20 protein-coding genes, 1 tRNA gene and 1 pseudogene are annotated in these 22489 nt (G+C 52.1%); 14 read left to right on the top strand and 8 right to left on the bottom strand.

What is annotated here, in order from left to right:
- Both MKJ04_RS16730 and MKJ04_RS16725 read left to right on the top strand, forming a co-directional pair.
- Positions 1 to 297: pseudogene (locus MKJ04_RS16730) on the top strand (hypothetical protein); the annotation flags it as partial.
- 446 nt (positions 298 to 743) lie between these two features.
- Positions 744 to 2309: a PQQ-dependent sugar dehydrogenase gene (locus MKJ04_RS16725; RefSeq protein WP_241642807.1), complete on the top strand. Its 1566-nt coding sequence runs from the start codon at positions 744 to 746 to the stop codon at positions 2307 to 2309.
- A 123-nt stretch (positions 2310 to 2432) separates the two neighbouring features.
- Here MKJ04_RS16725 and atpC read toward each other — a convergent pair whose 3' ends face one another.
- The 3 genes from atpC to MKJ04_RS16710 all read right to left on the bottom strand — a co-directional run bounded on the left by atpC (position 2433) and on the right by MKJ04_RS16710 (position 4962).
- A complete protein-coding gene (gene atpC, locus MKJ04_RS16720) occupies positions 2433 to 2678 on the bottom strand; it encodes an ATP synthase F1 subunit epsilon (RefSeq protein WP_241642806.1) in 246 nt (81 codons plus the stop codon).
- A 96-nt stretch (positions 2679 to 2774) separates the two neighbouring features.
- Positions 2775 to 4286, bottom strand: a complete 1512-nt coding sequence (gene atpD / locus MKJ04_RS16715; RefSeq protein ID WP_241642805.1) for a F0F1 ATP synthase subunit beta — start codon at positions 4284 to 4286, stop codon at positions 2775 to 2777.
- Positions 4287 to 4737: 451 nt separating this feature from the next.
- Entirely contained in the window at positions 4738 to 4962 is a 225-nt protein-coding gene (locus MKJ04_RS16710) for a hypothetical protein (protein ID WP_241642804.1), read from the bottom strand.
- A 245-nt stretch (positions 4963 to 5207) separates the two neighbouring features.
- Between MKJ04_RS16710 and purL the strand changes: the two genes are divergently transcribed.
- The 8 genes from purL to MKJ04_RS16670 all read left to right on the top strand — a co-directional run bounded on the left by purL (position 5208) and on the right by MKJ04_RS16670 (position 13193).
- Positions 5208 to 7424, top strand: a complete 2217-nt coding sequence (purL, locus tag MKJ04_RS16705) for a phosphoribosylformylglycinamidine synthase subunit PurL (protein ID WP_241642803.1) — start codon at positions 5208 to 5210, stop codon at positions 7422 to 7424.
- Positions 7425 to 7532: 108 nt separating this feature from the next.
- Positions 7533 to 7605, top strand: a tRNA-Gln gene (locus tag MKJ04_RS16700).
- Between the two features lie 157 nt (positions 7606 to 7762).
- Complete coding sequence (locus MKJ04_RS16695) at positions 7763 to 8692, top strand: ribose-phosphate pyrophosphokinase (RefSeq protein ID WP_241642802.1); 930 nt, start codon at positions 7763 to 7765, stop codon at positions 8690 to 8692.
- Between the two features lie 122 nt (positions 8693 to 8814).
- The gene (locus tag MKJ04_RS16690) at positions 8815 to 9402 is read left to right on the top strand and encodes a 50S ribosomal protein L25/general stress protein Ctc (protein ID WP_241642801.1); all 588 of its coding nucleotides are present in this window, start codon (positions 8815 to 8817) and stop codon (positions 9400 to 9402) included.
- 263 nt (positions 9403 to 9665) lie between these two features.
- A complete protein-coding gene (gene pth, locus MKJ04_RS16685; RefSeq protein WP_241642854.1) occupies positions 9666 to 10229 on the top strand; it encodes an aminoacyl-tRNA hydrolase in 564 nt (187 codons plus the stop codon).
- 169 nt (positions 10230 to 10398) lie between these two features.
- Positions 10399 to 10890: a transposase gene (locus MKJ04_RS16680; protein ID WP_241642800.1), complete on the top strand. Its 492-nt coding sequence runs from the start codon at positions 10399 to 10401 to the stop codon at positions 10888 to 10890.
- Positions 10891 to 10996: 106 nt separating this feature from the next.
- Positions 10997 to 12262, top strand: coding sequence for an MFS transporter (locus MKJ04_RS16675; protein ID WP_241642799.1), 1266 nt, complete (start codon positions 10997 to 10999; stop codon positions 12260 to 12262).
- A gap of 268 nt (positions 12263 to 12530) precedes the next feature.
- Complete coding sequence (locus MKJ04_RS16670; RefSeq protein ID WP_241642798.1) at positions 12531 to 13193, top strand: GAF domain-containing protein; 663 nt, start codon at positions 12531 to 12533, stop codon at positions 13191 to 13193.
- A gap of 86 nt (positions 13194 to 13279) precedes the next feature.
- Here MKJ04_RS16670 and metG read toward each other — a convergent pair whose 3' ends face one another.
- A complete protein-coding gene (gene metG / locus MKJ04_RS16665; protein ID WP_241642797.1) occupies positions 13280 to 15319 on the bottom strand; it encodes a methionine--tRNA ligase in 2040 nt (679 codons plus the stop codon).
- A gap of 138 nt (positions 15320 to 15457) precedes the next feature.
- Here metG and MKJ04_RS16660 point away from each other — a divergent pair, with 138 nt between their 5' ends.
- The gene (locus MKJ04_RS16660) at positions 15458 to 15685 is read left to right on the top strand and encodes a hypothetical protein (RefSeq protein ID WP_241642796.1); all 228 of its coding nucleotides are present in this window, start codon (positions 15458 to 15460) and stop codon (positions 15683 to 15685) included.
- 68 nt (positions 15686 to 15753) lie between these two features.
- Here the strand turns inward: MKJ04_RS16660 and MKJ04_RS16655 are convergent, their stop codons facing one another.
- The 4 genes from MKJ04_RS16655 to msrB all read right to left on the bottom strand — a co-directional run bounded on the left by MKJ04_RS16655 (position 15754) and on the right by msrB (position 18527).
- Positions 15754 to 16095, bottom strand: coding sequence for a hypothetical protein (locus MKJ04_RS16655; protein WP_241642795.1), 342 nt, complete (start codon positions 16093 to 16095; stop codon positions 15754 to 15756).
- Between the two features lie 484 nt (positions 16096 to 16579).
- A complete protein-coding gene (locus tag MKJ04_RS16650) occupies positions 16580 to 16840 on the bottom strand; it encodes a hypothetical protein (RefSeq protein WP_241642794.1) in 261 nt (86 codons plus the stop codon).
- A gap of 209 nt (positions 16841 to 17049) precedes the next feature.
- Complete coding sequence (locus MKJ04_RS16645) at positions 17050 to 17829, bottom strand: DUF3050 domain-containing protein (protein WP_241642793.1); 780 nt, start codon at positions 17827 to 17829, stop codon at positions 17050 to 17052.
- 149 nt (positions 17830 to 17978) lie between these two features.
- Positions 17979 to 18527 carry a peptide-methionine (R)-S-oxide reductase MsrB gene (gene msrB / locus MKJ04_RS16640; protein WP_241642792.1) on the bottom strand — a complete coding sequence of 183 codons (549 nt, stop codon included), beginning with the start codon at positions 18525 to 18527 and terminating at the stop codon, positions 17979 to 17981.
- A gap of 213 nt (positions 18528 to 18740) precedes the next feature.
- Here msrB and typA point away from each other — a divergent pair, with 213 nt between their 5' ends.
- From typA to MKJ04_RS16625, 3 genes are all read left to right on the top strand, one after another.
- Positions 18741 to 20543: a translational GTPase TypA gene (gene typA / locus MKJ04_RS16635; protein WP_241642791.1), complete on the top strand. Its 1803-nt coding sequence runs from the start codon at positions 18741 to 18743 to the stop codon at positions 20541 to 20543.
- A gap of 243 nt (positions 20544 to 20786) precedes the next feature.
- Positions 20787 to 21758 (top strand): hypothetical protein, encoded by a 972-nt coding sequence (locus MKJ04_RS16630; protein WP_241642790.1) that lies wholly within the window; start codon positions 20787 to 20789, stop codon positions 21756 to 21758.
- A 39-nt stretch (positions 21759 to 21797) separates the two neighbouring features.
- The gene (locus tag MKJ04_RS16625; protein WP_241642789.1) at positions 21798 to 22484 is read left to right on the top strand and encodes a hypothetical protein; all 687 of its coding nucleotides are present in this window, start codon (positions 21798 to 21800) and stop codon (positions 22482 to 22484) included.
- The last annotated feature ends 5 nt before the right edge of the window (positions 22485 to 22489 follow it).

Genomic DNA, 22489 nt, shown 5'->3' with positions numbered 1-22489 from the left:
GGTGATCACGTGCTGCTTCCTCCCGTTTACCTTCTTGTCGCCGTCCACGCCCGTCTCCTGGCTTATTTTGACCAACAAGTTGTTGGTCAAAAGACGCAACAACGGCAGGATGCAGACTGCTTTCGCTCTGTGTTTCGATTAGATGCGAAAGTCTTGTATAGGTTATACTTGATCAACAATGGTATTATTACCAACGGCAAGGGAACGCTGGCAAACAAAAACTGGCCTCATAAAATACCACAAAGAAAAGTTTTTCATGAGTTTAAGCCGGAGAATCTCCTGGCACCAAACGCCTAGTTTAAGCCGCACGAATTGCAATATTTGCATAGGCGCTAATTCGCCATGTGCCCTCTATTTACCGCGAGCAGAGCACCCCTAGCGCTTAGTATACAGCACATCCTAATTATCACACCGTCATAACAGGCTGCTTGCAAGCCCATGTGCTGCTTGCTTTGGAAAAAAACTTGTGAAACAGTGCCGCCCATCCCATTCATCAAACAACATAAATGTCTAATTAACACCGGTTCTTATAACCTGAAATGCCTCACGTCGTTAAAGCTAATCAGTACGGCTCTGCTTGGGCTTTTAACTGCTCCACTCAGCGCTTCGCAACTACCTATTCCATCGCCGTTCAGGCGCTTTCGCCCTTCTTTTATTTGCCCTCCCTGCCGGTTCTCTGCGGTGTCCTTAGTGCTCAGGGGGTGATTTTACAAATTTCTTTAATTCATAACTCATTAAAATGTATGAAAACTAACAGTACAAAACAGAATGATGCGAAAGTACTGCCACATGGCAGAAACCTATTTGGCAGGTGGATGTACCTTCCGCTACTTTTTATGCTCTATGCCGTGACCCTGTCGGGGTGCAGAGACAAAGATGACGGGGAAGTGGAGTTCTCGACCTTGCAAGTGCCCGATGGGTATAAAGTGGAGAAAGTAGCCAGAGGGCTGAACCTTCCGACCAGCGTTACCTGGGATGATGCGGGAAACATGTATGTGGTAGAGGCAGGAGGAGGGCTTGAGCCAGAGAAAAGAGCCTCGATGCGTATTTTGCAGGTAAAACACGGCAAGACGACAGAAGTAGTGGATTTGGCAGGCAAGGGCATCCAGAACTCAGTGGTGGGCCTTACCTGGTATGATGGCGCATTCTACATCACGCACCGGGCCGATGACCTGACGGGTGCCGTGTCGCGCGTGACCAAGGACGGGCAGGTGCAGACACTCTTCAAAGGCATCATCGACAGTCAGGCTGAACATCAGATCAACGACATTCGGATGGGCCCCGACGGGCGCATGTACGTGGCCGTTGGGCCTGCCGGAAACGCGGGTGTGATCGACATGTCCGTCGCCCCCTGGGTCATGAAAAGCCCGGACGTGCACGCCGTTCCCTGCCAGGACATTGTGCTGGTGGGCAGCAACTTCAAAACACCTGACTTCAGAACAGAAGATCCGGGCGACACAGTACTGACCGGTGCGTTCCTGCCCTTCGGCACCCCCTCCACTCCGGGTCAGGTGATCAAGGGGATGACACTTTGCGGAGGTTCCATACTCTCCTTTGATCCGCACAACCCAATGGGCACCTTAGAGACGCATGCCTGGGGCTTCCGGAACCTGATCGGCCTGGCCTGGGATAAGAAGACCGGGGCCATGTATGCCGCCGAGAATGGCTACGACGTGCGGGGCTCCCGCCCCGTGAACGACGATGTGGATGCCAGCCTGCGCATAGAGAAAGGGAAATGGTATGGCATTCCGGATTTCTCGGCTGGGCGCGAGCCGCTGACAAACGCTAAGTTTGAGGTGCCCGACAGCCTGCAAGCCATGGTAGTGGTAAACGGACAGCCGCAGGGGAAAAACCTGGGCTTCGTGATTGACCATCAAGCCAGTGGGCTCACCCCGCCAGACCCTTCCGTAGTACTCGGAAAACATGAAGTAAACTCATCGCCGAGTATGATGGATGTGGCCCCGGACTCGTGGGGCAGCATGGCCGGGCATGTGTTTGTGGCTGAGTGGGGAGACCTTGCGCCGCCCACCAACCCCCTCAGAGGCAAAGCCGCTGCCGGAAGTCAGGTGGTGATGATAGATCCTGCCACTGGCCAGTTGCATCCGTTTATCCGCAACATGCAGCCGGGCCCAGCCTCGATGCAGGGACCAGAGGGCTCAGGTATTGAGCGTCCGTTTGGCCTGCGTTTCGGTCCGGACGGTGCCATGTACATCGTGGATTATGGTGTAGTAAAGATCGACATGAGCAGACGGCCACCCTACGCCTACCAGCCTGGCACCGGGGTGATCTGGAAAGTAACCAGAAAGTAGCCGAATTCCCTCCGCGATGCCAGATACACGTTGACGAGGAAAGGTATATATTTGGTCTTTAAAAACAACAAGGCCTCCTGCTCACGAAAAGCAGGAGGCCTTGTTGTTTTATCGAATGGGCTGCTAAGCTATTACAGACTCCGCCAGCACAATAATCTTGTTGTTCAGTACTTCCACCACGCCACCGTCAACGGTGTAGAACTCCTGTCCTGCTGACGTTGTGATGCGAATCCGGCCGCTCTCCATGGTGCTGATGAGCGGGGCGTGCAGGTCCAGCACTTCGAAAGAACCGTTGGTTCCGGGGAACTGGGCCGATACAACCTCACCGGCAAAAACCTTTTTATCAGGCGTGATTATCTCTAAATACATCTTTATTAGTTATGAGTTTTGAGTTCCGAGTTCCGAGTTATAAGTGGCAAAAGCCAACTCGTAACTCAGAATTCGTAACTCGTAACTAATTCGAAATTATTTTGCTTCGGCCATCATGCGCTCGCCTTTGGCAACCGCATCTTCGATGGTACCCACCAGGTTAAAGGCAGACTCCGGAAGGTGGTCATACTTACCGTCCATGATCTCGTTGAAGCCTTTGATGGTGTCCTTGATGTCAACCAGTACCCCTTTCAGGCCTGTGAACTGCTCTGCCACGTGGAAAGGCTGCGACAGGAAACGCTGCACGCGGCGCGCTCTGTGCACGGCCAGCTTGTCCTCGTCAGAAAGCTCGTCCATACCCAGGATGGCAATGATATCCTGAAGTTCTTTGTAACGCTGAAGGATCTCTTTTACACGCTGCGCGGTGTTGTAGTGCTCCTCGCCTACCACGTCCGGAGAAAGGATACGGGACGTAGAGTCCAGCGGGTCTACGGCAGGGTAGATACCAAGCTCAGAGATTTTACGGGAAAGTACTGTAGTTGCGTCCAGGTGGGCAAACGTTGTTGCCGGGGCCGGGTCAGTCAAGTCATCCGCAGGCACGTATACCGCCTGCACCGATGTAATGGAACCACGCTTTGTAGACGTGATACGCTCCTGCATGGCACCCATCTCGGTGGCCAGCGTTGGCTGATAGCCTACCGCTGATGGCATACGACCCAAAAGGGCCGACACCTCAGAACCCGCCTGCGTGAAACGGAAAATGTTATCCACGAAGAAAAGGATGTCGCGGCCAGCGTCGCTTGAGCCTGGCTCACCATCGCGGTAGTACTCCGCCATCGTCAGTCCAGAGAGGGCCACACGGGCACGTGCCCCAGGAGGCTCGTTCATCTGTCCGAACACGAAGGTCGCCTTCGACTCTTTCAGTTCTTCCAGGTCTACTTTAGAAATATCCCAGCCGCCGTGCTCCAGCGACTCCAGGAACGCCTCGCCGTAGCGCACGATACCTGCCTCGATCATCTCACGAAGCAAGTCGTTACCCTCACGCGTACGCTCACCCACACCGGCAAACACAGAAAGACCGCCGTGCGCTTTCGCGATGTTGTTGATCAACTCCTGAATCAATACCGTTTTACCTACACCGGCACCACCGAACAGACCGATTTTACCGCCTTTTGCGTATGGCTCGATCAGGTCGATTACTTTGATACCCGTGAAAAGCACTTCGGAGGAAGTGGCAAGATCCTCGAAACGAGGGGCAGCTCTGTGGATGGGCAGACCACCTGTGCTCACAGGCTGCGGTATACCGTCAATGGCTTCGCCGATCACGTTGAAAAGACGACCTTTGATACCCTCGCCTGTCGGCATTTTGATAGGGCCACCCAGGTCAAGCACTTCAATACCGCGGGAAAGACCTTCTGTGGAGTCCATCGCGATGGTACGTACACGGTCTTCGCCGAGGTGATTCTGAACTTCCAGCACGATTACCTGGCCATTTTCTTTCGTCACTTGAAGGGCATCCAAAATATTTGGTAGCTTAATGTTGTCACCCACAAAGCTAACGTCCACCACCGGACCGATAACCTGGGTAATTCTGCCAATATTCGCCATTTGACTTTGTTAATTATTAACTATTGTTACGGAGTTATTTCAGGGTGCAAAACTAATGTATAAAACGCATATATCCATGCGAGGCTTTAAAAACTTTTGGCTCACGCGTTTATCCGTTTTGCCGTGGAGGGCACGCGCTATACCCCTAACCGGTAGAGGCCAGCTACTGGCGGGCACACGAACACACGCCAAACGCCACAGCAAAGGCTGTTTGGCTAGCGCATTCACGCTCAAAACTATACCGGGTTATACCCAACCGCACGATAGCGCACTTCGTCTGTAGCCTGATCTTGTCCTATTGGCATTAAGCCGGAACAGGGTATGCCGCGAACGCGCGCGCAAGCAACAGAGGCAACGGGAAAGCGGCGTTCCTGCATTGGGGCGGCACGCTGTCATACATACCCAGGTATGAATTCTGGAAAGAAAAGGCGTTGTGGCTTCTCCTTTTAAATTAAAGGTTTTTCAGCAGCTCGATCTGCTCGTCGTTCAGCAGGATGTAGCGGTTGTTGAAGGGATTGGCGTAGAATTTCTCGGCAATGATGTATTCGCCAGAGTGCAGTTTGTGGATGTTGTAGCTGAAAAGGCTGTTAGACCGCTCGATCACCAACTCCGTGTTACTTAAGTCTAAGGTGCGGCCGCAGGTAGTCGTAACGATGTCAGGGTTAATGGTCATCATAAGCAGAGAGGGAATAAAAGGGTTATAGCGAGTTTCTATACGGCGATACCTGCCACTAGTGTCACGCGGAACGAAGAAAACATAGTATTTTTTAAATAAATGCCCCAATTGCGCGCTTTCTTTGGCCATACATTGCTGTTCGCTGGGGCGGCAGGCACAGGCTTTCCGCAAAAAGCAGTAAGTTCTGCTGTACTCTTAATGCAGAACTTGCTACTTTTGTCAATCGTTATCAAAGCCATACACTCGTGGAAGAACAACTGACAACCCTAGAAACCGCTCAGAAGCTTGGCCTTCTGGAAGAGGAATTCGAAAAAATAAAGCAGATTTTGGGGCGCACGCCCAATTTCACAGAGCTGAGCATCTTCTCGGTGATGTGGTCGGAGCACTGCTCCTACAAGAACTCCATCGTGTGGCTCAAAACGCTGCCCAAAGACTCTCCGCGCATGCTGGCCAAGGCGGGCGAGGAGAACGCGGGCCTCGTGGACATCGGCGACGGCTATGCCTGCAGCTTCAAGATAGAATCGCACAACCACCCTTCCGCCATCGAGCCCTACCAGGGCGCCGCCACGGGTGTGGGGGGTATAAACCGCGACATCTTCACGATGGGCGCCCGCCCGATTGCGCAGCTCAACTCGCTCCGCTTCGGCAACCCAAAATCAGAGAAAACGCAGCGCCTGTTAAGAGGGGTAGTGAAAGGCATCGGCGATTATGGCAATGCCTTTGGTATACCCACCGTGGGCGGCGAGCTGTTTTTTGACGAGTGCTACAACATCAACCCGCTGGTAAACGCCTTCTCGGCGGGCATCGTGAAAGTGGGCGAAACAGCCTCCGCTACTTCTTATGGCGTGGGCAACCCGGTGTTCATCGTGGGTTCTGCCACGGGCAAGGATGGTATACATGGTGCCGCCTTCGCATCCAAGGACATCACTGAGGACTCGGCCAAAGACCTGCCATCGGTGCAGGTGGGCGACCCATTCCAGGAAAAATTATTATTGGAGGCTACGCTGGAGATCATCCAGACCGGCCACGTGATTGGGATGCAGGACATGGGCGCTGCCGGCATTACCTGCTCCACTTCTGAGATGAGCGCCAAAGGCGAGCACGGTATGGACATCTGGCTGGACAAAGTGCCGATGCGCCAGAAGAACATGGTGCCGTTTGAGATCCTGCTCTCCGAGAGCCAGGAGCGCATGCTGATCGTGATGAAGAAAGGCTTTGAGCAGAGCATCAAGGATGTTTGCGACAAGTGGGACCTCTACTGCGAGCAGATTGGCGTGGTAACCGAGGGTGGCCAGTTGCGCTACTACCAGGACGGCGAGTTGGTGGCCGAAGTGCCTGCCGATGACCTGGTGCTGGGCGGCGGCGCGCCGGTATACCACCGCGAGTACCGTGAGCCAGCGTACTTCGCAGAATCCAAGAAATTCAGCATCGACCAGGTGCAGGAGCCCGAGGATTACCAGGCCGTGGCCGAATTCCTGACCACGCACCCCAACATCGCCTCCAAGCGCTGGGTATACCGCCAGTACGACTCGATGGTAGGCACCGCCACCATAACGACCAACGCCCCATCAGATGCAGCCATCGTGAAGGTAAAAGGCACAGACAAGTCGATTGCCGTAACCGTGGACTGCAACAGCCGCTACGTATACTCCGACCCTGAGAAAGGCACCGCCATTGCGGTGGCTGAGGCAGCGCGCAATATCGTGTGCTCGGGCGCCGAGCCCGTGGCCATCACCAACTGCCTGAATTTCGGCAACCCTTACGTGCCGGAGGTATACTGGCACTTTGTGGGTGCCATCAAGGGTATGAGCAAGGCCTGTGAGGCCTTCGGCACCCCGGTAACCGGCGGAAACGTGAGCTTCTACAACCAGTCGTCCGACGAGGGCCCGGTGTTCCCGACCCCGACCATCGGCATGCTGGGCATCATGGAGAACAAGGACAACAAAATGACGCTGGCCTTCCAGAATGCCGGTGATACCATTTATATGATGGGCGACGCGAAGAATGACATCGCCTCTTCGGAGTATGTGTACTCCTACCACAAGGTAAAGCTCTCCCCTGCCCCTTACTTTAACCTGGAGGAGGAACTGAAACTGCATGCGGCCGTGAAGGAAGTGATCGAACAGAAGCTGATCAACTCGGCCCACGACGTGGCAGACGGTGGTTTATACATCGCTTTGCTCGAGTCTGCCATGCCGAAAGAGTTGGGCTTCGACATCGAGACAGATAAGAATTTCCGGAAAGACGCCTTTTTGTTCGGCGAGAGCCAGGGCCGCGTGGTGGTCTCTGTGGCTTCAGCCAAGCAGGCCGACTTCGAGAAATCGCTTCAAAATAAGGGCGTGAATTTCACAAAGTTAGGCACCGTAACCAGCCACGACTGCCACATCGACGGAGAGCTTTTCGGGGGGATTTCGGTAGCCAAAAAGCACTATGACACGGCGCTGGAGCAGATTTTAGACTAAAATAATTAAATTATTTTTCAGACAATTGTTTGCAGTTTAAAATCGTCTCTCTATCTTTGCATCACCAAACGAAAACAGAACGACGCTTCTGAATTCAAGTAGGGAGATTGTCCGATGGTGTAACTGGCAACACGTCTGATTTTGGTTCAGAAGAGTCCAGGTTCGAGCCCTGGTCGGACAACTTTAAAAAGAACAACACCCACACCGGGTGTTGTTCTTTTTGTTTACGGAGAAGCCGTAAGTAATTAAAAATCAGAAATATTTGGTGTGAGGCGTTCGGAATTTTGGTAGCTTTGCAGGCTTAATAGGTTATACTAAACTTTAGCTTTTGCCCCGTTATGCCACAGGTTAAAATCTTTTCAGGATCTGCATCCCAATATTTAGCCGAGAAAATAGCTGCCGCTTACGGCACGAAGCTTGGCGATCTGACTATCTCACGTTTCAGCGACGGGGAGATAGGTGTTCACTTCAACGAATCAGTGCGTGGGGCCGAGGTATTCATTGTACAGTCCACCTTCCCGCCTACTGACAACCTGATGGAACTGATGCTGCTGGTGGATGCCGCCAAGCGCGCCTCTGCCCACAAGGTGATCGTGGTGATGCCCTATTACGGCTATGCCCGCCAGGACAGGAAAGACAAGCCGCGCGTGTCTATCGGCTCTAAAGTGGTGGCCAACGCCATCCAGTCGGTGGGTGCAGACCGCCTGATGACCTGCGACCTGCACGCCGGGCAGATACAGGGATTTTTTGACATCCCGGTAGACCACCTGGACGGGTCGGCCATATTTGTGCCATACCTGCGCAGCCTGGAACTGGGCAGCGACCTGATCTTCGCATCGCCGGACGTGGGGGGTGTGGTGAGAACCAGATCCTTTGCCAAGAACTTCGGGGCAGAGATGGTTGTCTGCGACAAGCACCGCAAACGCGCCAACGAGATTGCCTCGATGCAGGTGATCGGCGACGTGGAGGGTATGGATGTGGTGTTAGTGGATGACATGGTGGATACAGCAGGTACCATCACAAAGGCAGCCGAGCTGCTCAGAGATAAAGGGGCGAAATCGGTACGCGCCATCGCCACCCACCCCATTCTTTCGGGGCCGGCCTACGAGCGTATCCAGAACTCTGTGCTGGAAGAGCTGGTGGTGTCTGACACGATCCCACTGAAACAACAGCTGGAAAAGATCAAAGTGCTTTCTTTCTCCGATCTCTTTGCCAGGGCCATCAACAACGTGGTTACCCACGAGTCGATCAGCTCGCTGTTTATTTAACTTCGTTTTTCGTTATCCGTTGCTCGTTTTTCGCTCACAGCGCACGAACAACGAAATACGATAAACGATCAACAAAATTCGGCTATACTTTTGTAGCATATATATTTAACAAATTCATTTTTATGAAAACTTTAGAGATTATAGGGTTTAAAAGAGCAAATCTCGGTAAGCAGCAGTCTAAAGAGCTGCGCAATGAGTCTTTTGTACCAGGCGTGCTGTACGGTAACGGTGAGCAAGTTCACTTCTACTCTCCAGCTATCCTGTTCAGAGACTTGATCTATTCTCCAGAAGTATACGAAGTAGACCTGAACGTTGAAGGCACGCATTACAGAGCCGTACTGCAGGATGCTCAGTTTCACCCAGTGAACGAGATGCTGTTGCACGTGGACTTCCTTCAGTTGCAGGACGACAAGCCAGTGAAGCTGGATATCCCTGTGAAGTTTGTTGGAACGTCTCCGGGTGTGATTGCAGGTGGTAAGCTGTCTGTGAAACTCCGCGCCCTGAAAGTGAAGGCGATTCCTGCTAACCTACCGGATTACGTAGAAGTTAACATTTCTGACCTTGAGCTTGGTAAGTCGATCAAAGTGTCAAAGGTTACGCCTGAGAACTACGAGATCCTGACAAACCCGAATTCTCCGATCGCTACGGTAACTGTTCCACGTGCCCTGAAGAGTGCGCAAATGGAAGAAGCCCGCGGCGGCAAGAAGTAACACGCGCACAGCGCTGTTTAGTATCAAATCCTGTCCTGCCTCCAAGCCGGGCAGGATTTTTTGTTTCTGCTTCAGTGCTGAGTTGATTAATAGTGAAATGGCTGCATGGTTAATTTGGTGGTTGCTGGGTTGGACATCGCTATACCTCCGCTTTTCTCTGAAACACCAATTCAGCAATTTAACCTTCAACACGTAAATTTTTGCTGCAAACGATAAAACAGTGGCTGGGCATACACCCGGCCGCCCCACACGAAGACACGAGTATGAAATACCTGATTGTGGGCCTTGGCAACATAGGCCCGGAATATGCTAACACGCGCCACAACATCGGCTTTATGGTGCTCGACTACCTGGCCAGGAAATTTGACGCCACCTTTGACGTAAGCCGCCACTCCTTTGTCACGGAGATCAAGTCCAAGGGCCGCACCTACGTGCTGGTGAAGCCTACCACCTACATGAACCTAAGCGGGAAGGCTGTAGGCCACTACCTTAATAGCCTGAAACTGCCTCCAGAGCAGATGCTGGTGATCACGGACGACCTGGCACTGCCTTTCGGCAAGATCCGGATACGCGCCAAGGGCAGCCCCGGCGGCCACAACGGCCTTAAGCACATCGAACAGACGCTCGGGCACAACAACTACCCGCGCCTCCGGTTCGGCGTAGGCGACACCTTCTCTAAGGGCAAACAGGTGGATTATGTGCTGAGCAAGTTCAGCGAGGATGAGCAGATCGAGCTGCAGACCCTGATAGAGAAAGCGGCAGAGGCGGCGCTAGCCTTCGGCACAATCGGCCTGGAACGCACCATGAACCAGTTCAACACGAAGTAGAGACGCAAAGTAATAAGTGACGCAAAATATTGCGTCTCTACAGGACCAATCTCCGTAGTGCCTCCATGGACAAATTCAAAAACAGATACCGGATTCCGTCTGCGAGGCTGGCCAATTGGGATTATGGTCACATGGCCTATACTTCGTGACCATATGCACGAAGGAGAAGATGCATTACTTTGGGAGCATACCTGAACAAGTAGAGACGCAAAATCTTGCGTCTCTACCATCAGCAGAATATTTCCATGGAGCAGATAAGACGCAAATTTTTGCGTTTCTACGGTACACGGCTTTTGGGGAAATAGCGAACCAGTATTGGCAGGAAATACCAAAACATTTTCCGTTTGTGGAGCTAGATGAATTCATTGTGATGCCGCACCACATACACGGTATAATTTTCATCAACAAAGCCGAACAAAATGTATGGCAGCCTAATAAATTTGGGCCACAGTCGCAGAACCTTGCTTCCATTATCAGGGGGTATAAAGCTGCTGTGAAAAAACACGCGACACTGCAGCAGCTTGACTTTGCCTGGCAGCCAAGATACTATGACAGGGTTATACGCTCAGAAAAGGAATTGCAGAACATCAGGCAGTACATCTTTAATAACCCTGCTAAATGGGAAACTGAAAAGCATAATCCAGAGAATCTGCTGATGTAGAGACGCAAAATATTGCGTCTAAAGGTATTTCATATTATAAACCGCTCCATTGAATAAGACGCTATATTTTGCGTCTCTACAAATCTGCCATATATCAAATCAAGCTATGAAACGCGTGCTGCTGCTCTACAAAAATGCCTTTGGCGGACTGTCCAAGCCTGCCTGGATGATGTCGGTAGTGATGCTGATCAACCGGAGCGGATCCATGGTGACGCCTTTCCTGAGCATCTACATCACCGACATGCTGGGGTATAGCCTGCGGGAGGCGGGCCTCATCCTGAGTATCTATGGCATGGGCTCGGTGTGCGGCGCTTATCTGGGTGGTTGGCTGACGGATAAGATCGGGCATTTCAGGGTGCAGTTTGTGAGTCTCACACTGGGCGGCAGCCTGTATTTCCTGCTCCTGAACCTGCATCAGTTTGCGTATCTGGCTGCCGGGGTATTTATACTCAGCCTGGTAAACGACTCGCTGCGCCCGGCCAATGCTGCCTCTATTGCGCACTACGCCAAGCCAGAGAACATGACGCGGGCTTTCTCCCTCAACCGCATGGCCATCAACCTGGGCTTCTCGGTGGGGCCTGCTGTGGGCGGTATGCTGGCGGCCCTCTCCTACCGCTGGCTTTTTATTGCGGATGGCGCAACCTGCATCGCGGCTGGCCTCTTTTTCTTCCTGTACTTCCGGAAACAGCAGGGCCACAGGCCAGCGCCAAAAGTAAGCTCGCCCACCATAGCACCACCCACCACACAGTCGCCGTACCGCGACAAGCTGTTTCTTTTATTCGTAGTGCTGTGCTGCAGCTTTGCCGTTATATTTTTCCAGCTTTTCACTACCCTGCCCCTCTACTACCGGCAGGTATACGCTCTGTCAGAGAGCCGTATCGGTTTGCTAATGGCCCTAAACGGGATGATTGTATTCCTGTTGGAGATGATCTTCGTGTACCTGGTTGGCGAACGCATCCGGAAGCAAGTGTTGATAGCCCTCGGGCTGCTCCTGTTGGGCCTCTCGTTTGTGCTGTTAAACCTGACGCAACATCACAGCGTGCTCTACGTTTCGATGTTCCTGCTGAGCATCTCCGAGATTCTGGCTATGCCGTTTATGGCCACGCTTACGGTGGAGCGCTCCAACAACGTGAACAGAGGCGCCTACATGGGGCTTTATACTATCTCTTACGCCGCTGCCCACGTGATCGCGCCATTTCTAGGCACCACCATTATCGCTGCGTATGGGTTTGCCACGCTGTGGTGGGTTACGGGCATTCTGGCCGCGCTCACGGCAGTTGGTTTGTACTGGGTGGTGCTTCGGATGGAAAAGCAATTGCAGCCAATGCAGGAAACCGCAGCGGGCCAACCCGCCTCGTTGCCTTCTTCGTAAAAAGCCATTCTGCCGCATCTTCCTGATGCCTATACCCTGCCTCCAGATCAGACGGTTACGCAGCAAGCGTCGTCAAGGCGGGGTATAGGACGGGAAATGGCGCGTGAAATAGATGTTTTGCTGCTGTACACTCTGTAAACTCACAAAACTATATCTTTGCCGCAGCAGTAAGCGTACTACCGTTCGGCTTAATTGTACAAGCGGAGCGCAATAGTGTAGTGTATAGCTTAAATCGTATAACCCATCCCTTTATAAAACTCTGAAATGTATGGCCGTAGATTACAAAGAAGAAGAGAGAATTAAAGTATTGAGGCGCTACGAAATCCTGGATACGCCAGAGGATGGCAGCTGGGACAGGCTTACCCGCCTGGCGGCGAAATTTTTCAATATGCCCATTGCAGTTGTGAGCCTGGTAGACACCGACCGGATCTGGTTTAAATCGCACTACGGCCTCGCTGTCCGGGAGATCGGCACCGACCCGGGGCTCTGTACCACTGCCATCATGTCGGACGACATCTACATTGTGGAGAATGCGCTCGAAGACCCGCGGACTTTGACCAACCCCCTGGTGGTGTCTGAGTTCGGTCTCCGTTTTTACGCCGCTGTGCCCCTTAAAACATCCGACGGGTATAACATTGGCACGTTCGCGATCATCGACAGCAAGCCGCGCTACCTCACAGAAACCCAGCAGGAAACGCTGAAGGAGCTGGCTGGTATTGCTATGGACGAGATTGAGCTTCGGCTGTCGGCGCGCCGGTCTGCCAGAGAGATGAACCAGCTGCTGGAGGCAACGCGGTCGCATCTGCAAGACACCACAATGGAAATCGCCCAGATCCCGATCACCGAACGAAGCGAGAAGTTTATGGATATCGCAGACGCGTCCCGCGAACTCATTGGCCATATAGAAGAACAGCTGAGAGAGCGAAAGTAAGCTCCGGCTGCCCCATCAACAGCGAAGGCTGCCTGAAGAGATTCAGGCAGCCTTCGCTGTTTTAAAGTTATCGGTGTTTGCCTCTGTCAGCTTACCCCGCCCCCATTCGTGATCTGCTTGCTCGGCTGCACAAAGGCCAGGGAGCCGTCCGCATTCTCGGCCATCAGAATCATACCCTGGCTCGTGATGCCTTTGATGTCGCGCGGGGCCAGGTTCACCAGAATGCTCACTTGTTGCCCCACAATCTCCTCCGGGTTGTAGAACTCCGCGATACCGCTCACCACGGTGCGCTGATCCAGGCCAGTGTCTATTTTCAGTTTCAGGAGCTTCTTGGTCTTCGCCACTTTCTCGGCTTCCAGTATAGTGCCGATGCGAATGTCCATCTTCGTGAAATCCTCGAAAGTGATGTCCTCTTTGGCAGGGTCCGCCACAGCGTTTGCAATCACGTTGGCCTGCTTGGTATCCAGCAGCTTCTGCACCTGCGCCTCCACGGCGGCATCCTCTATCTTCTCGAACAGCAGGGCGGGTGTGCCGATGGTATGGCCCACCGGCAATAGGTCGGCTGCCCCGGCGGCTGCCCATGTGCCCACCGGCAGGTTAAGCATGTCGCTCAGCGTTTGGGCCGTGGTCGGCAGGAATGGCTCCATCAGGATATTGAGGCTGGCAGAGATCTGCAGCGCGATATTCAGGATCGTCTTCACCCGCTCGGCATCCGTCTTGATCAGCTTCCAGGGCTCTGTGTCGGCCAGGTATTTGTTACCGAGGCGCGCCAGGTTCATCAGCTCGCTCAGCGCCTCCCGGAAGCGGTACCGCTCGATCAGGTCGGCGACAATGCCGGGATACTTACGAAGTTGCTCCAGCGTGTCGCGGTCTACCTCCTGCAACTCGTTGCGGGCGGGCACCTCGCCGTTGTAGTACTTCTGGGTAAGCACCACGGCGCGGTTGATGAAGTTGCCCAGTATGGCCAGCAACTCGTTGTTGTTGCGGGCCTGGAAGTCTTTCCACGTGAAATCGTTGTCCTTGGTCTCCGGGGCATTGGCGGCCAGCACGTAGCGCAACACGTCGCCTTTGCCTTCAAAATCCTGCAGGTACTCGTGCAGCCATACCGCCCAGTTGCGGGAAGTGGAAATCTTGTCGCCCTCCAGGTTCAGGAACTCGTTGGCAGGCACGTTGTCGGGCAGGATGTAGTCGCCGTGGGCCTTGAGCATGCTCGGGAAGATGATGCAATGGAATACGATATTGTCTTTGCCGATAAAGTGCACCAGCTTCGACTCCTCGTCTTTCCAGTATTTCTCCCAGTCATCCGTCAGCGCCTTGGTGGCCGATATATACCCGATCGGGGCATCAAACCATACATACAGCACTTTGCCCTCGGCTCCTTCCACCGGCACCGGCACGCCCCAATCCAGGTCGCGGGTAACGGCGCGCGGCTGTAGTCCCTGGTCTATCCAGGATTTGCACTGCCCATACACGTTGGGCTTCCAGTCGGCTTTGTGCCCTTCCACGATCCACTCTCGCAGCCAGGCCTCGTACTCGTTCAGGGGCAGGTACCAGTGCTTCGTCTCGCGCATCACCGGCTTCAGGCCGCTCAGGGTACTCTTAGGGTTGATCAGGTCGGTAGCGTTGAGGGAGGTGCCGCAGTTCTCGCACTGGTCGCCGTAGGCATTCTCGTTGCCGCACTTGGGGCAGGTGCCCACTATGTAGCGGTCGGCCAGGAACTGCTGGGCCTTCTCGTCATAGTACTGCTGCGAGGTCTGCTCGATAAACTTGCCGTCCTCATACAGCTTCCGGAAGAAGTCGGCCGCAGTCTCGGCGTGCACTTTGGAGGAGGTGCGGTGGTAGATGTCGAAAGAAACGTTGAAATCCGCAAAGGACTGCCTGATCAGCTCGTGGTACTTGTCTACGGCCTGCTGCGGCGTGATGCCCTCTTTCTTGGCCCGGATCGTGATCGGCACCCCATGCTCGTCAGAGCCGCACACAAATTTCACATCGCGCCCCTGCGCCCGCAGGTAGCGGACATAGATGTCGGCGGGGAGGTATACGCCTGCCAGGTGGCCAATGTGCACGGGGCCATTAGCGTAGGGCAAGGCGGCTGTAACGGTATATCGTTTTGGTGTAGTTGTCATGTCTGGTCTAAAACACAAATATACAAATAGCGCGCGTATTGCGCTGCTATACCCGCGCAAATGCCCAAATCCGGGCCAACGCCTGACCTAAGCGGCTTTTTCCCGTAAGACCAAACAGCAACCCATATATACATTCCGATGAAAAACGAAGATAATTTCAGAGTGCGAAAAGACGATGGCGACAGCCTGGGCGAACACCACGACAAGAAGAAAGTGACTGAGGAGTCTGCGCCCAAAAAAGTGGACAAGGAGTCTGAAAACACCCCGCCCGACCATGAAGTGTACGTGGACCTGGAGCCCGACGAGCTGCACCTGGCCGACGGAGACGTGGCTGAGGTAGCCGAGGCAGACAAAAAGAAGAAGTAACCTGCTTTACCAACAAGACGGCCTGCGATGATTGCAATCATCGCAGGCCGTCTTATATTCTGGCTCTCTCAGTTATCTGCCGGGGGCGGGGGAACCGTCGGGCGCACGGGCCGGGTAACATTGTGCTGCACCGTATCTACGGGAGCGTGGGGCAGTTGCTGCGGACGGAGCGCATTGGGCGTGGTGGCCGGGAGGTTTTGGTTAAACTCCTCGATATTGCGCTTTCGGTTGATCTCGCTGGACTGCTCGTCCATCTTTTCGCGCAGGCTCTCCGAGGGGTCTGCCCGAAGCGTCACACGCTCATTCCCGCTCCCGTTGCCGGGCAGGCTCTCCTGCCCCTCCGACAGCGACGTGCAGCCAACCAGGCCTGCCAGCGTTATACCGGCTATGTATACATCAATTCTCTTCATCTTTCCTCGTGCTAATTTATACCTCCCCGACGCATACCGGGGAACACTCCCTGTATACGCAGAATGTGCAGCAACCGGAGCGCGGGCATTGTGTTTTGTAAGTAGCAGCTGAGGCTGTCAAGCAGCGCTTGCCTGCATTCGTCCCGGATGAACACGTCGATCCAGTATACTGCGGGAAAGCTCACAAATAAATTTTGCCTTCGATCCTTGAATTTACACCCCCTGCTCGGGTGTAGTTCAGCCCTTGAATACATTACGCTTTGGTTTCAGGTTCTTCAAATCCAGAAACCATTAATATGGCTAAATATAGCGCAAGCGTCCGCTAGTGCTCTCCTTGTTAAGCAGTGTGCTAAGGGTAGGATATTGTGAGGCACAAGCGGACGCTTGCGCCATAGAGGGTTTATGAGCTGAGGCATAGAAAAAGGCAGACGTTAAAACGCCTGCCTTCTTTGCTTGATGTTGTTCGGAAACGGGGCACTCAGGCCTAGGCGCCATACAGGTGCTTGTGGCCCACCTGCGTCAGCATCAGGCCGTCCGGGGCCGGGTTTATGTAACCTTCCTTGGCCAGGTGCTGCTCTGCCTCTTTCTGCACGTCTTTATACCGGGGGTAGTTTTCCTGTAGGTATGGATACAAAGCATCATACTGTAAAACGCCTCCTTCCTGAATCTTCATCTCCTTAAAGGCTTCGATGATGCACTGTGCCGTATTCTCTATATTATCCGCGTCTGAATGTAACTCTACCATTGTTTTCGTCTTTGGTTTAGAAGTAACGTACGGCAGCCGCAGCAGGATTGTTGATTGTTAGTTGCTGATTGTTGATTGCCTCTGGTTCTATAGAAAGAAGATCAACTTGTGAAACACCCCTTTGCGTGGTGCAGGTAACCTTTATATACTGATCTGCCAAGCCGCCGCGCCGAAACATCAATCAACAATTAACAATCAGCAACCAACAATCACCCCGCCTCCGAGGGAAGCAGGTTGCGGATACCGTCCCAGAGCTCGATGCGCTGTTCAATGCAGGCCTGCGACACTTCCAAGGCCTCCTGCCACTTATCGTCGTCATCGCCGCAAAGCTCCGACACCATCTGCAGGGCAAGCGGGGTGTGCACCTCCTCATCAAGCTGCACGTGGCGGTCGAGGTAGTAGATAAAGGTGTCGAGCTTGCCGGGGAAACGCGCGTTTAAATCGTTGATCAGGTGTCGGAACATGTCCGGAATAAGGTCTTCGCGGCCAAAGGTAAAGGCGGCGGCCACCGCATGCGGTTTGCCGGAGTTGATGATGCTGAAGGTGTTCCGGACGAAGTACTTCACGCTGGCATCAATCCCAACGTTATCCAGGGCGCTGTTTACGCTCTTGCCCTCGCTAATGCGGTGCAAAAGCTGTTCGATGAGGGTTCTGTCGGCCCCGGCCTCGTCCATGGCCCGCAGGTACAGTTCAAAATGGCTCACCGGCTGGCCTTCCTGGTCCACGTCTGTTTCCTCCTCCAGCACAATCTCGTTTACAAGGCGGCGGGTGGTGGGGCTCCCCACCGGCATCCACGGCAAGGTCACGCAGGTCAGGTCGCGCTGCAGCGCCTTGAGCAGGCTCATAAAGTCCCAGACGGCAAACACATGGTGCTCCATAAACAGCCTGAGGTCTTCGAGCGTCTCCAGCGACTGGTACACATTATGCCGGAGCAGTTTCTCGCGGTGGGCCTTTAGCGCATACTGCAGCGCCTCTATGCGGTTATTCATATATGGGTTTTTGTTTAGCGTATGAGAGGTTACTTAGCCATACCCCTGTAAGTACAAACGGGGAGGTATGGGTATAGCGTTTGTGCCAGCGCGGGTATAAAATGCGCTGTGCGGCAAAGATACCGCTGATAAAATTAAATCGGGGTGGCTTACTTCTTTGTAAAGTTGAGCGCGGCAGAGTTGAGGCAATACCGCAGGCCGGTTGGCTTGGGCCCATCGTCGAACACGTGGCCGATGTGCGAGCCACAGCGCGCGCACTCTACCTCAGAACGGACCATACCCAGCGTCCTGTCTTCCACCACTTTAATGCTTTTGCGGGTAAGAGGGGTATAAAAGCTCGGCCAGCCGGTACCCGACTCAAACTTAGTGGACGAGCTGAACAGCGGGTTTCCGCAGGCGGCGCAGGCATAGATCCCCTTCTCGTGGTTGTCGTTGTATTTGTTCTTGAAGGGACGCTCAGTGCCCTCCTCGCGCAGCACATAGTATTGTTCCGGTGTCAGTAGCTTTCGCCACTCCGCGTCTGTTTTTACCACGGTGTCCTGGCGCGGCTGCATCTGCAGGGCTTCGATTTCCTGTTGGGTGAGGGCGTCTTCCCCGGCTGTTTCCATCGGGTACTCCAAATTTGTGGGGCGATTTTGTTCGGCGCAGGCGGTCAGACTAAGCAAACCTGCCAGCATGAGTGAATATAGTGCTTTCATAAAACTAGATACGAGGCAAACGCCTGCTTGGCTTTTGGTGGAAGATGGTTTACAAACGCTTAAGCAACAAACTCCAAGCCACTTATGTTTGCCCCCTGCAGCCCCATTTGTGGCCTAAGGGAATTAATTTGGCCACCTAACCTGTTTATTTCGAGCAGCATACTACAAGTGTTAACGCTTTTTAGTAATTTCGCGGCTCGAAAAACCAATTCAATGCAGAACATTCGGAATATTGCGATCATCGCACACGTAGACCACGGCAAGACAACGCTCGTGGACAAAATCATCCACGCTTCCAAGCTTTTCGCGGAGCACCAGCATTTCGACGACCTCATCCTGGACAACAATGACCTGGAGCGCGAGCGTGGTATCACGATCGTTTCCAAGAACGTGTCGGTTCGCTACAAAGACGTAAAGATCAACATCATAGACACCCCTGGTCACGCCGACTTCGGCGGGGAAGTGGAGCGCGTACTGAAGATGGCCGACGGCGTACTGCTGTTGGTGGATGCCTTTGAAGGCGCCATGCCCCAGACACGTTTCGTATTGGGCAAAGCGATCCAGCTTGGCCTGAAGCCGATTGTGGTGGTAAACAAAGTAGACAAAGAGAACTGCCGCCCAGACGAGGTGCACGAGCAGGTATTCGACCTGATGTTTAACCTGGACGCTTCGGAAGACCAACTGGACTTCGTGACGCTGTACGGTTCTTCCAAGCAGGGTTGGATGAGCACCGACTGGACAAAGCCAACGGATAACATCACGCCTTTGCTGGATGCCATCATCGAGGTGATCCCGCCTGCGCCATACCGTGAAGGAACGCCGCAGATGCAGATCACCTCCCTTGACTACTCTTCTTTCGTAGGACGTATCGCGATTGGCCGTGTGCACCGCGGAACTTTGAAGGAAGGTATGCCCATCAACTTGTGCAAAGCCGACGGCTCTATCAAGAAAGGCAAGATCAACGAGCTTCAGATTTTTGAAGGCCTTGGCCGCAAGAGCGTTGCCGAGGTATCTGCAGGCGAGATCTGCGCGGTAACTGGTATCGAAGGCTTCGACATTGGCGACACCATCGCGGATGCGGAGAACCCAGAGCCATTGGCGCGTATCTCTATCGACGAGCCGACCATGAACATGCTGTTCACGATCAACAACTCTCCTTTCTTCGGTAAAGAGGGCAAGTTCGTGACATCACGCCACCTGCGCGACCGTCTGTTCAAAGAAACGGAGAAAAACCTTGCCCTGCGTGTGCAGGAGACTGACCGTGAGGATACCTTCCTGGTATTCGGACGTGGTATCCTTCACTTGTCTGTACTTATCGAGACCATGCGCCGCGAGGGGTATGAGCTTCAGGTAGGCCAGCCACAGGTTATCTTCAAGGAAATTGACGGTGTACGCCAGGAGCCGATCGAGCACATGGTAGTAGACGTGCCTGAGGAGACTGCCGGTAAGGTAATTGAGTTGGTAACGCAGCGCAAAGGTGAACTGACGATCATGGAGCCGAAAGGCGACCTGCAGCACCTGGAGTTCAACATTCCGGCGCGTGGCCTGATCGGTCTGCGTAACAACGTGCTGACGGCTACAGCTGGTGAGGCGATCATGAACCACCGCTTCAGCCGCTACGAGCCGTTTAAAGGAACTATCCCAGGCCGTAACAACGGTTCTATCATCTCGATGGAAACTGGTGCCGGTACCGCTTACTCTATCGATAAGCTGCAGGACCGTGGTTTCTTCTTCGTTGATCCGGGCGTAGAGGTATACATGGGCCAGGTAATCGGCGAGCACAGCCGCCAGAACGATATCACGGTGAACATTCAGAAAGGTAAGAAGCTGACCAACATGCGTGCTTCCGGTTCTGATAACAACGTGAAGATCGCTCCTGCCAAGCAGTTCTCTCTGGAAGAAGCCATGGAATACATCCAGAAGGATGAATTGCTGGAAGTAACTCCTAAGAGCATCCGCATGCGTAAGATCTACCTCGACGAGAACGAGCGTAACCGCATGTCAAGAGCCGACTAAGCTTACTAGCGTTCGCTATATATAAAACGCCTGCCGCAGCAATGTGGCAGGCGTTTTTTTGTGTTTATTGTTTTTGTAAAACTTAAAGGTATCGGACTATAAAAACCAAACTCTATAAAAGGGAAATTACTATATTTAGTTAAAAGTTTAGGATATCAAAAAGACTTGTCTGTACTCCACACATAGTGCAGATAGTAGGAGTAGGTATTCCTACTATACAGTAGTTAGCGGTAAGAGAATATAATGAAGTATAGGTCAATCATAATAGGATTAGTATTAGGCACTCTCTACGGGTTGGCTGCTCGACTTCTTATTGAAACAGAAGCTGCTAAGCAGTTTCAGACAATGACACTTTCATTCCTATTTGGAGTTCCTGCCGTTATAGGTGCTATCACTGTCTATTTTGGAACTGAAAGTCAAAAAGCATCAAGATTGTTCAGGGTGTGCATGCCTTGGGTAACCGTGTTCGCTTTTCTATATACCACTATAATTACCTTACTGGAAGCTACTATTTGTGTGGTGATGCTTTTGCCAGCCTTTATGCTTTCAGCCAGTATTGGTGGTGTCATAATGGGTAAAATTATTGACCATTTAAAACGCAAGCAGCAAACATTGAATCTCTTTTTGGTAATACCTTTTCTGTTCGCTCCCATTGAATCACATTTTGATACTCCTTCTGCCACCAATAGCGTTGCTACAGAAATAGTTATCAATGCAGACAAAGAAACTGTTTGGAATAACATTAAGAGCGTTAGTGAAATAAAGGATGAAGAGCTTAAGTGGAGCTTTGCTCACTTTATTGGAATCCCTAAGCCTATCCAGTCAGAACTGACGGAAGAGAGAGTTGGTGGAGTTAGGCACATCAAGTGGGAGAAAGAAATCAGGTTCAGAGAAGTAATTACCGCCTGGCAACTGTATGATTTATTTTCATATGATATTCTGGTAGACCATATACCACCAGAAGCGATTGACAAGCATGTTAAAGTCGGTGGAAAGTATTTTGATGTACTCAATGGGGGCTATAAGATAACAGAGATTGATAAGAACACGACCAAGTTAACTTTAAGCTGTACTTACAGGGTTACAACTAATTTTAATTTTTACTCTAAGCTCTGGGCGGACTTTATCATGGATGACTTTCAGGTGGTCATTCTTAATGTTGTAAAAGAAAGAAGTGAAAACTCAAATCCGCTAACCACAGCTAAAGCACACTAAAGCGTACTTTAGCCCACCACGTTAGCCAAAATTATAAAGATGAAAGAATTTAAGCTGAAGGTACTTTCTCAATACAGAGCATTCTTTGGCTTACTTTTTTCATTCATGGCTGCTGTTGTGTGGTTGGGTCAGTCATTTGGACATTTTGAGCCGCTGACAAGAATATTGTTTGCATTGGCCATCTTTACCGCATCAGTTTTCTTCTTTATCTATTTATACTCGTTCGGACTTTTAACTATAAGAATTGACGGGAAAACAATAAAATTTAATTGGGAGAAAAAAATGTTGCTGGATTTTGAAAGCTATCCCGACCTAGACATAAAAGAAATATCTAAGATAAAAGTTGACATCACGCCCCAAGGCAGTTCCACACAACTAGCGATTTACTCAGAGAACAGAAAAATAAGATTAGGGAATTTTGAGAACTTCAAATTCCTGAAAGACGACTTAATTTCTTTTATTTATTTCCTTGAGACTGCACATGTAAGGCATTTAAGAAACCTACCGATTCCCACAACTGACAGTTGGACAGAATTTAGGAAAAAAAGTTATTCAAAAGTACTTGCTGTTATCTACTTGCTTGTAGTATTGGTTTTTATAGGCATTTTTATTATGGCTTCTGTACAAAACGGATTCAAAATAAAGTACCTGTTATGGTTCTTGATTGTGATTCCACAGTTCATAATGTGGTTTAACCTGTATAAATCTAAAGCAGCAGATAAATAAAAGCA

Origin of the sequence: Pontibacter sp. E15-1, from assembly GCF_022601975.1 — a bacterium.
In the GTDB taxonomy this organism is placed as follows: domain Bacteria; phylum Bacteroidota; class Bacteroidia; order Cytophagales; family Hymenobacteraceae; genus Pontibacter.
The sequence above is the reverse complement of the archived record's forward strand: the minus strand, read 5'-3'. Positions and strand labels throughout refer to the sequence as shown.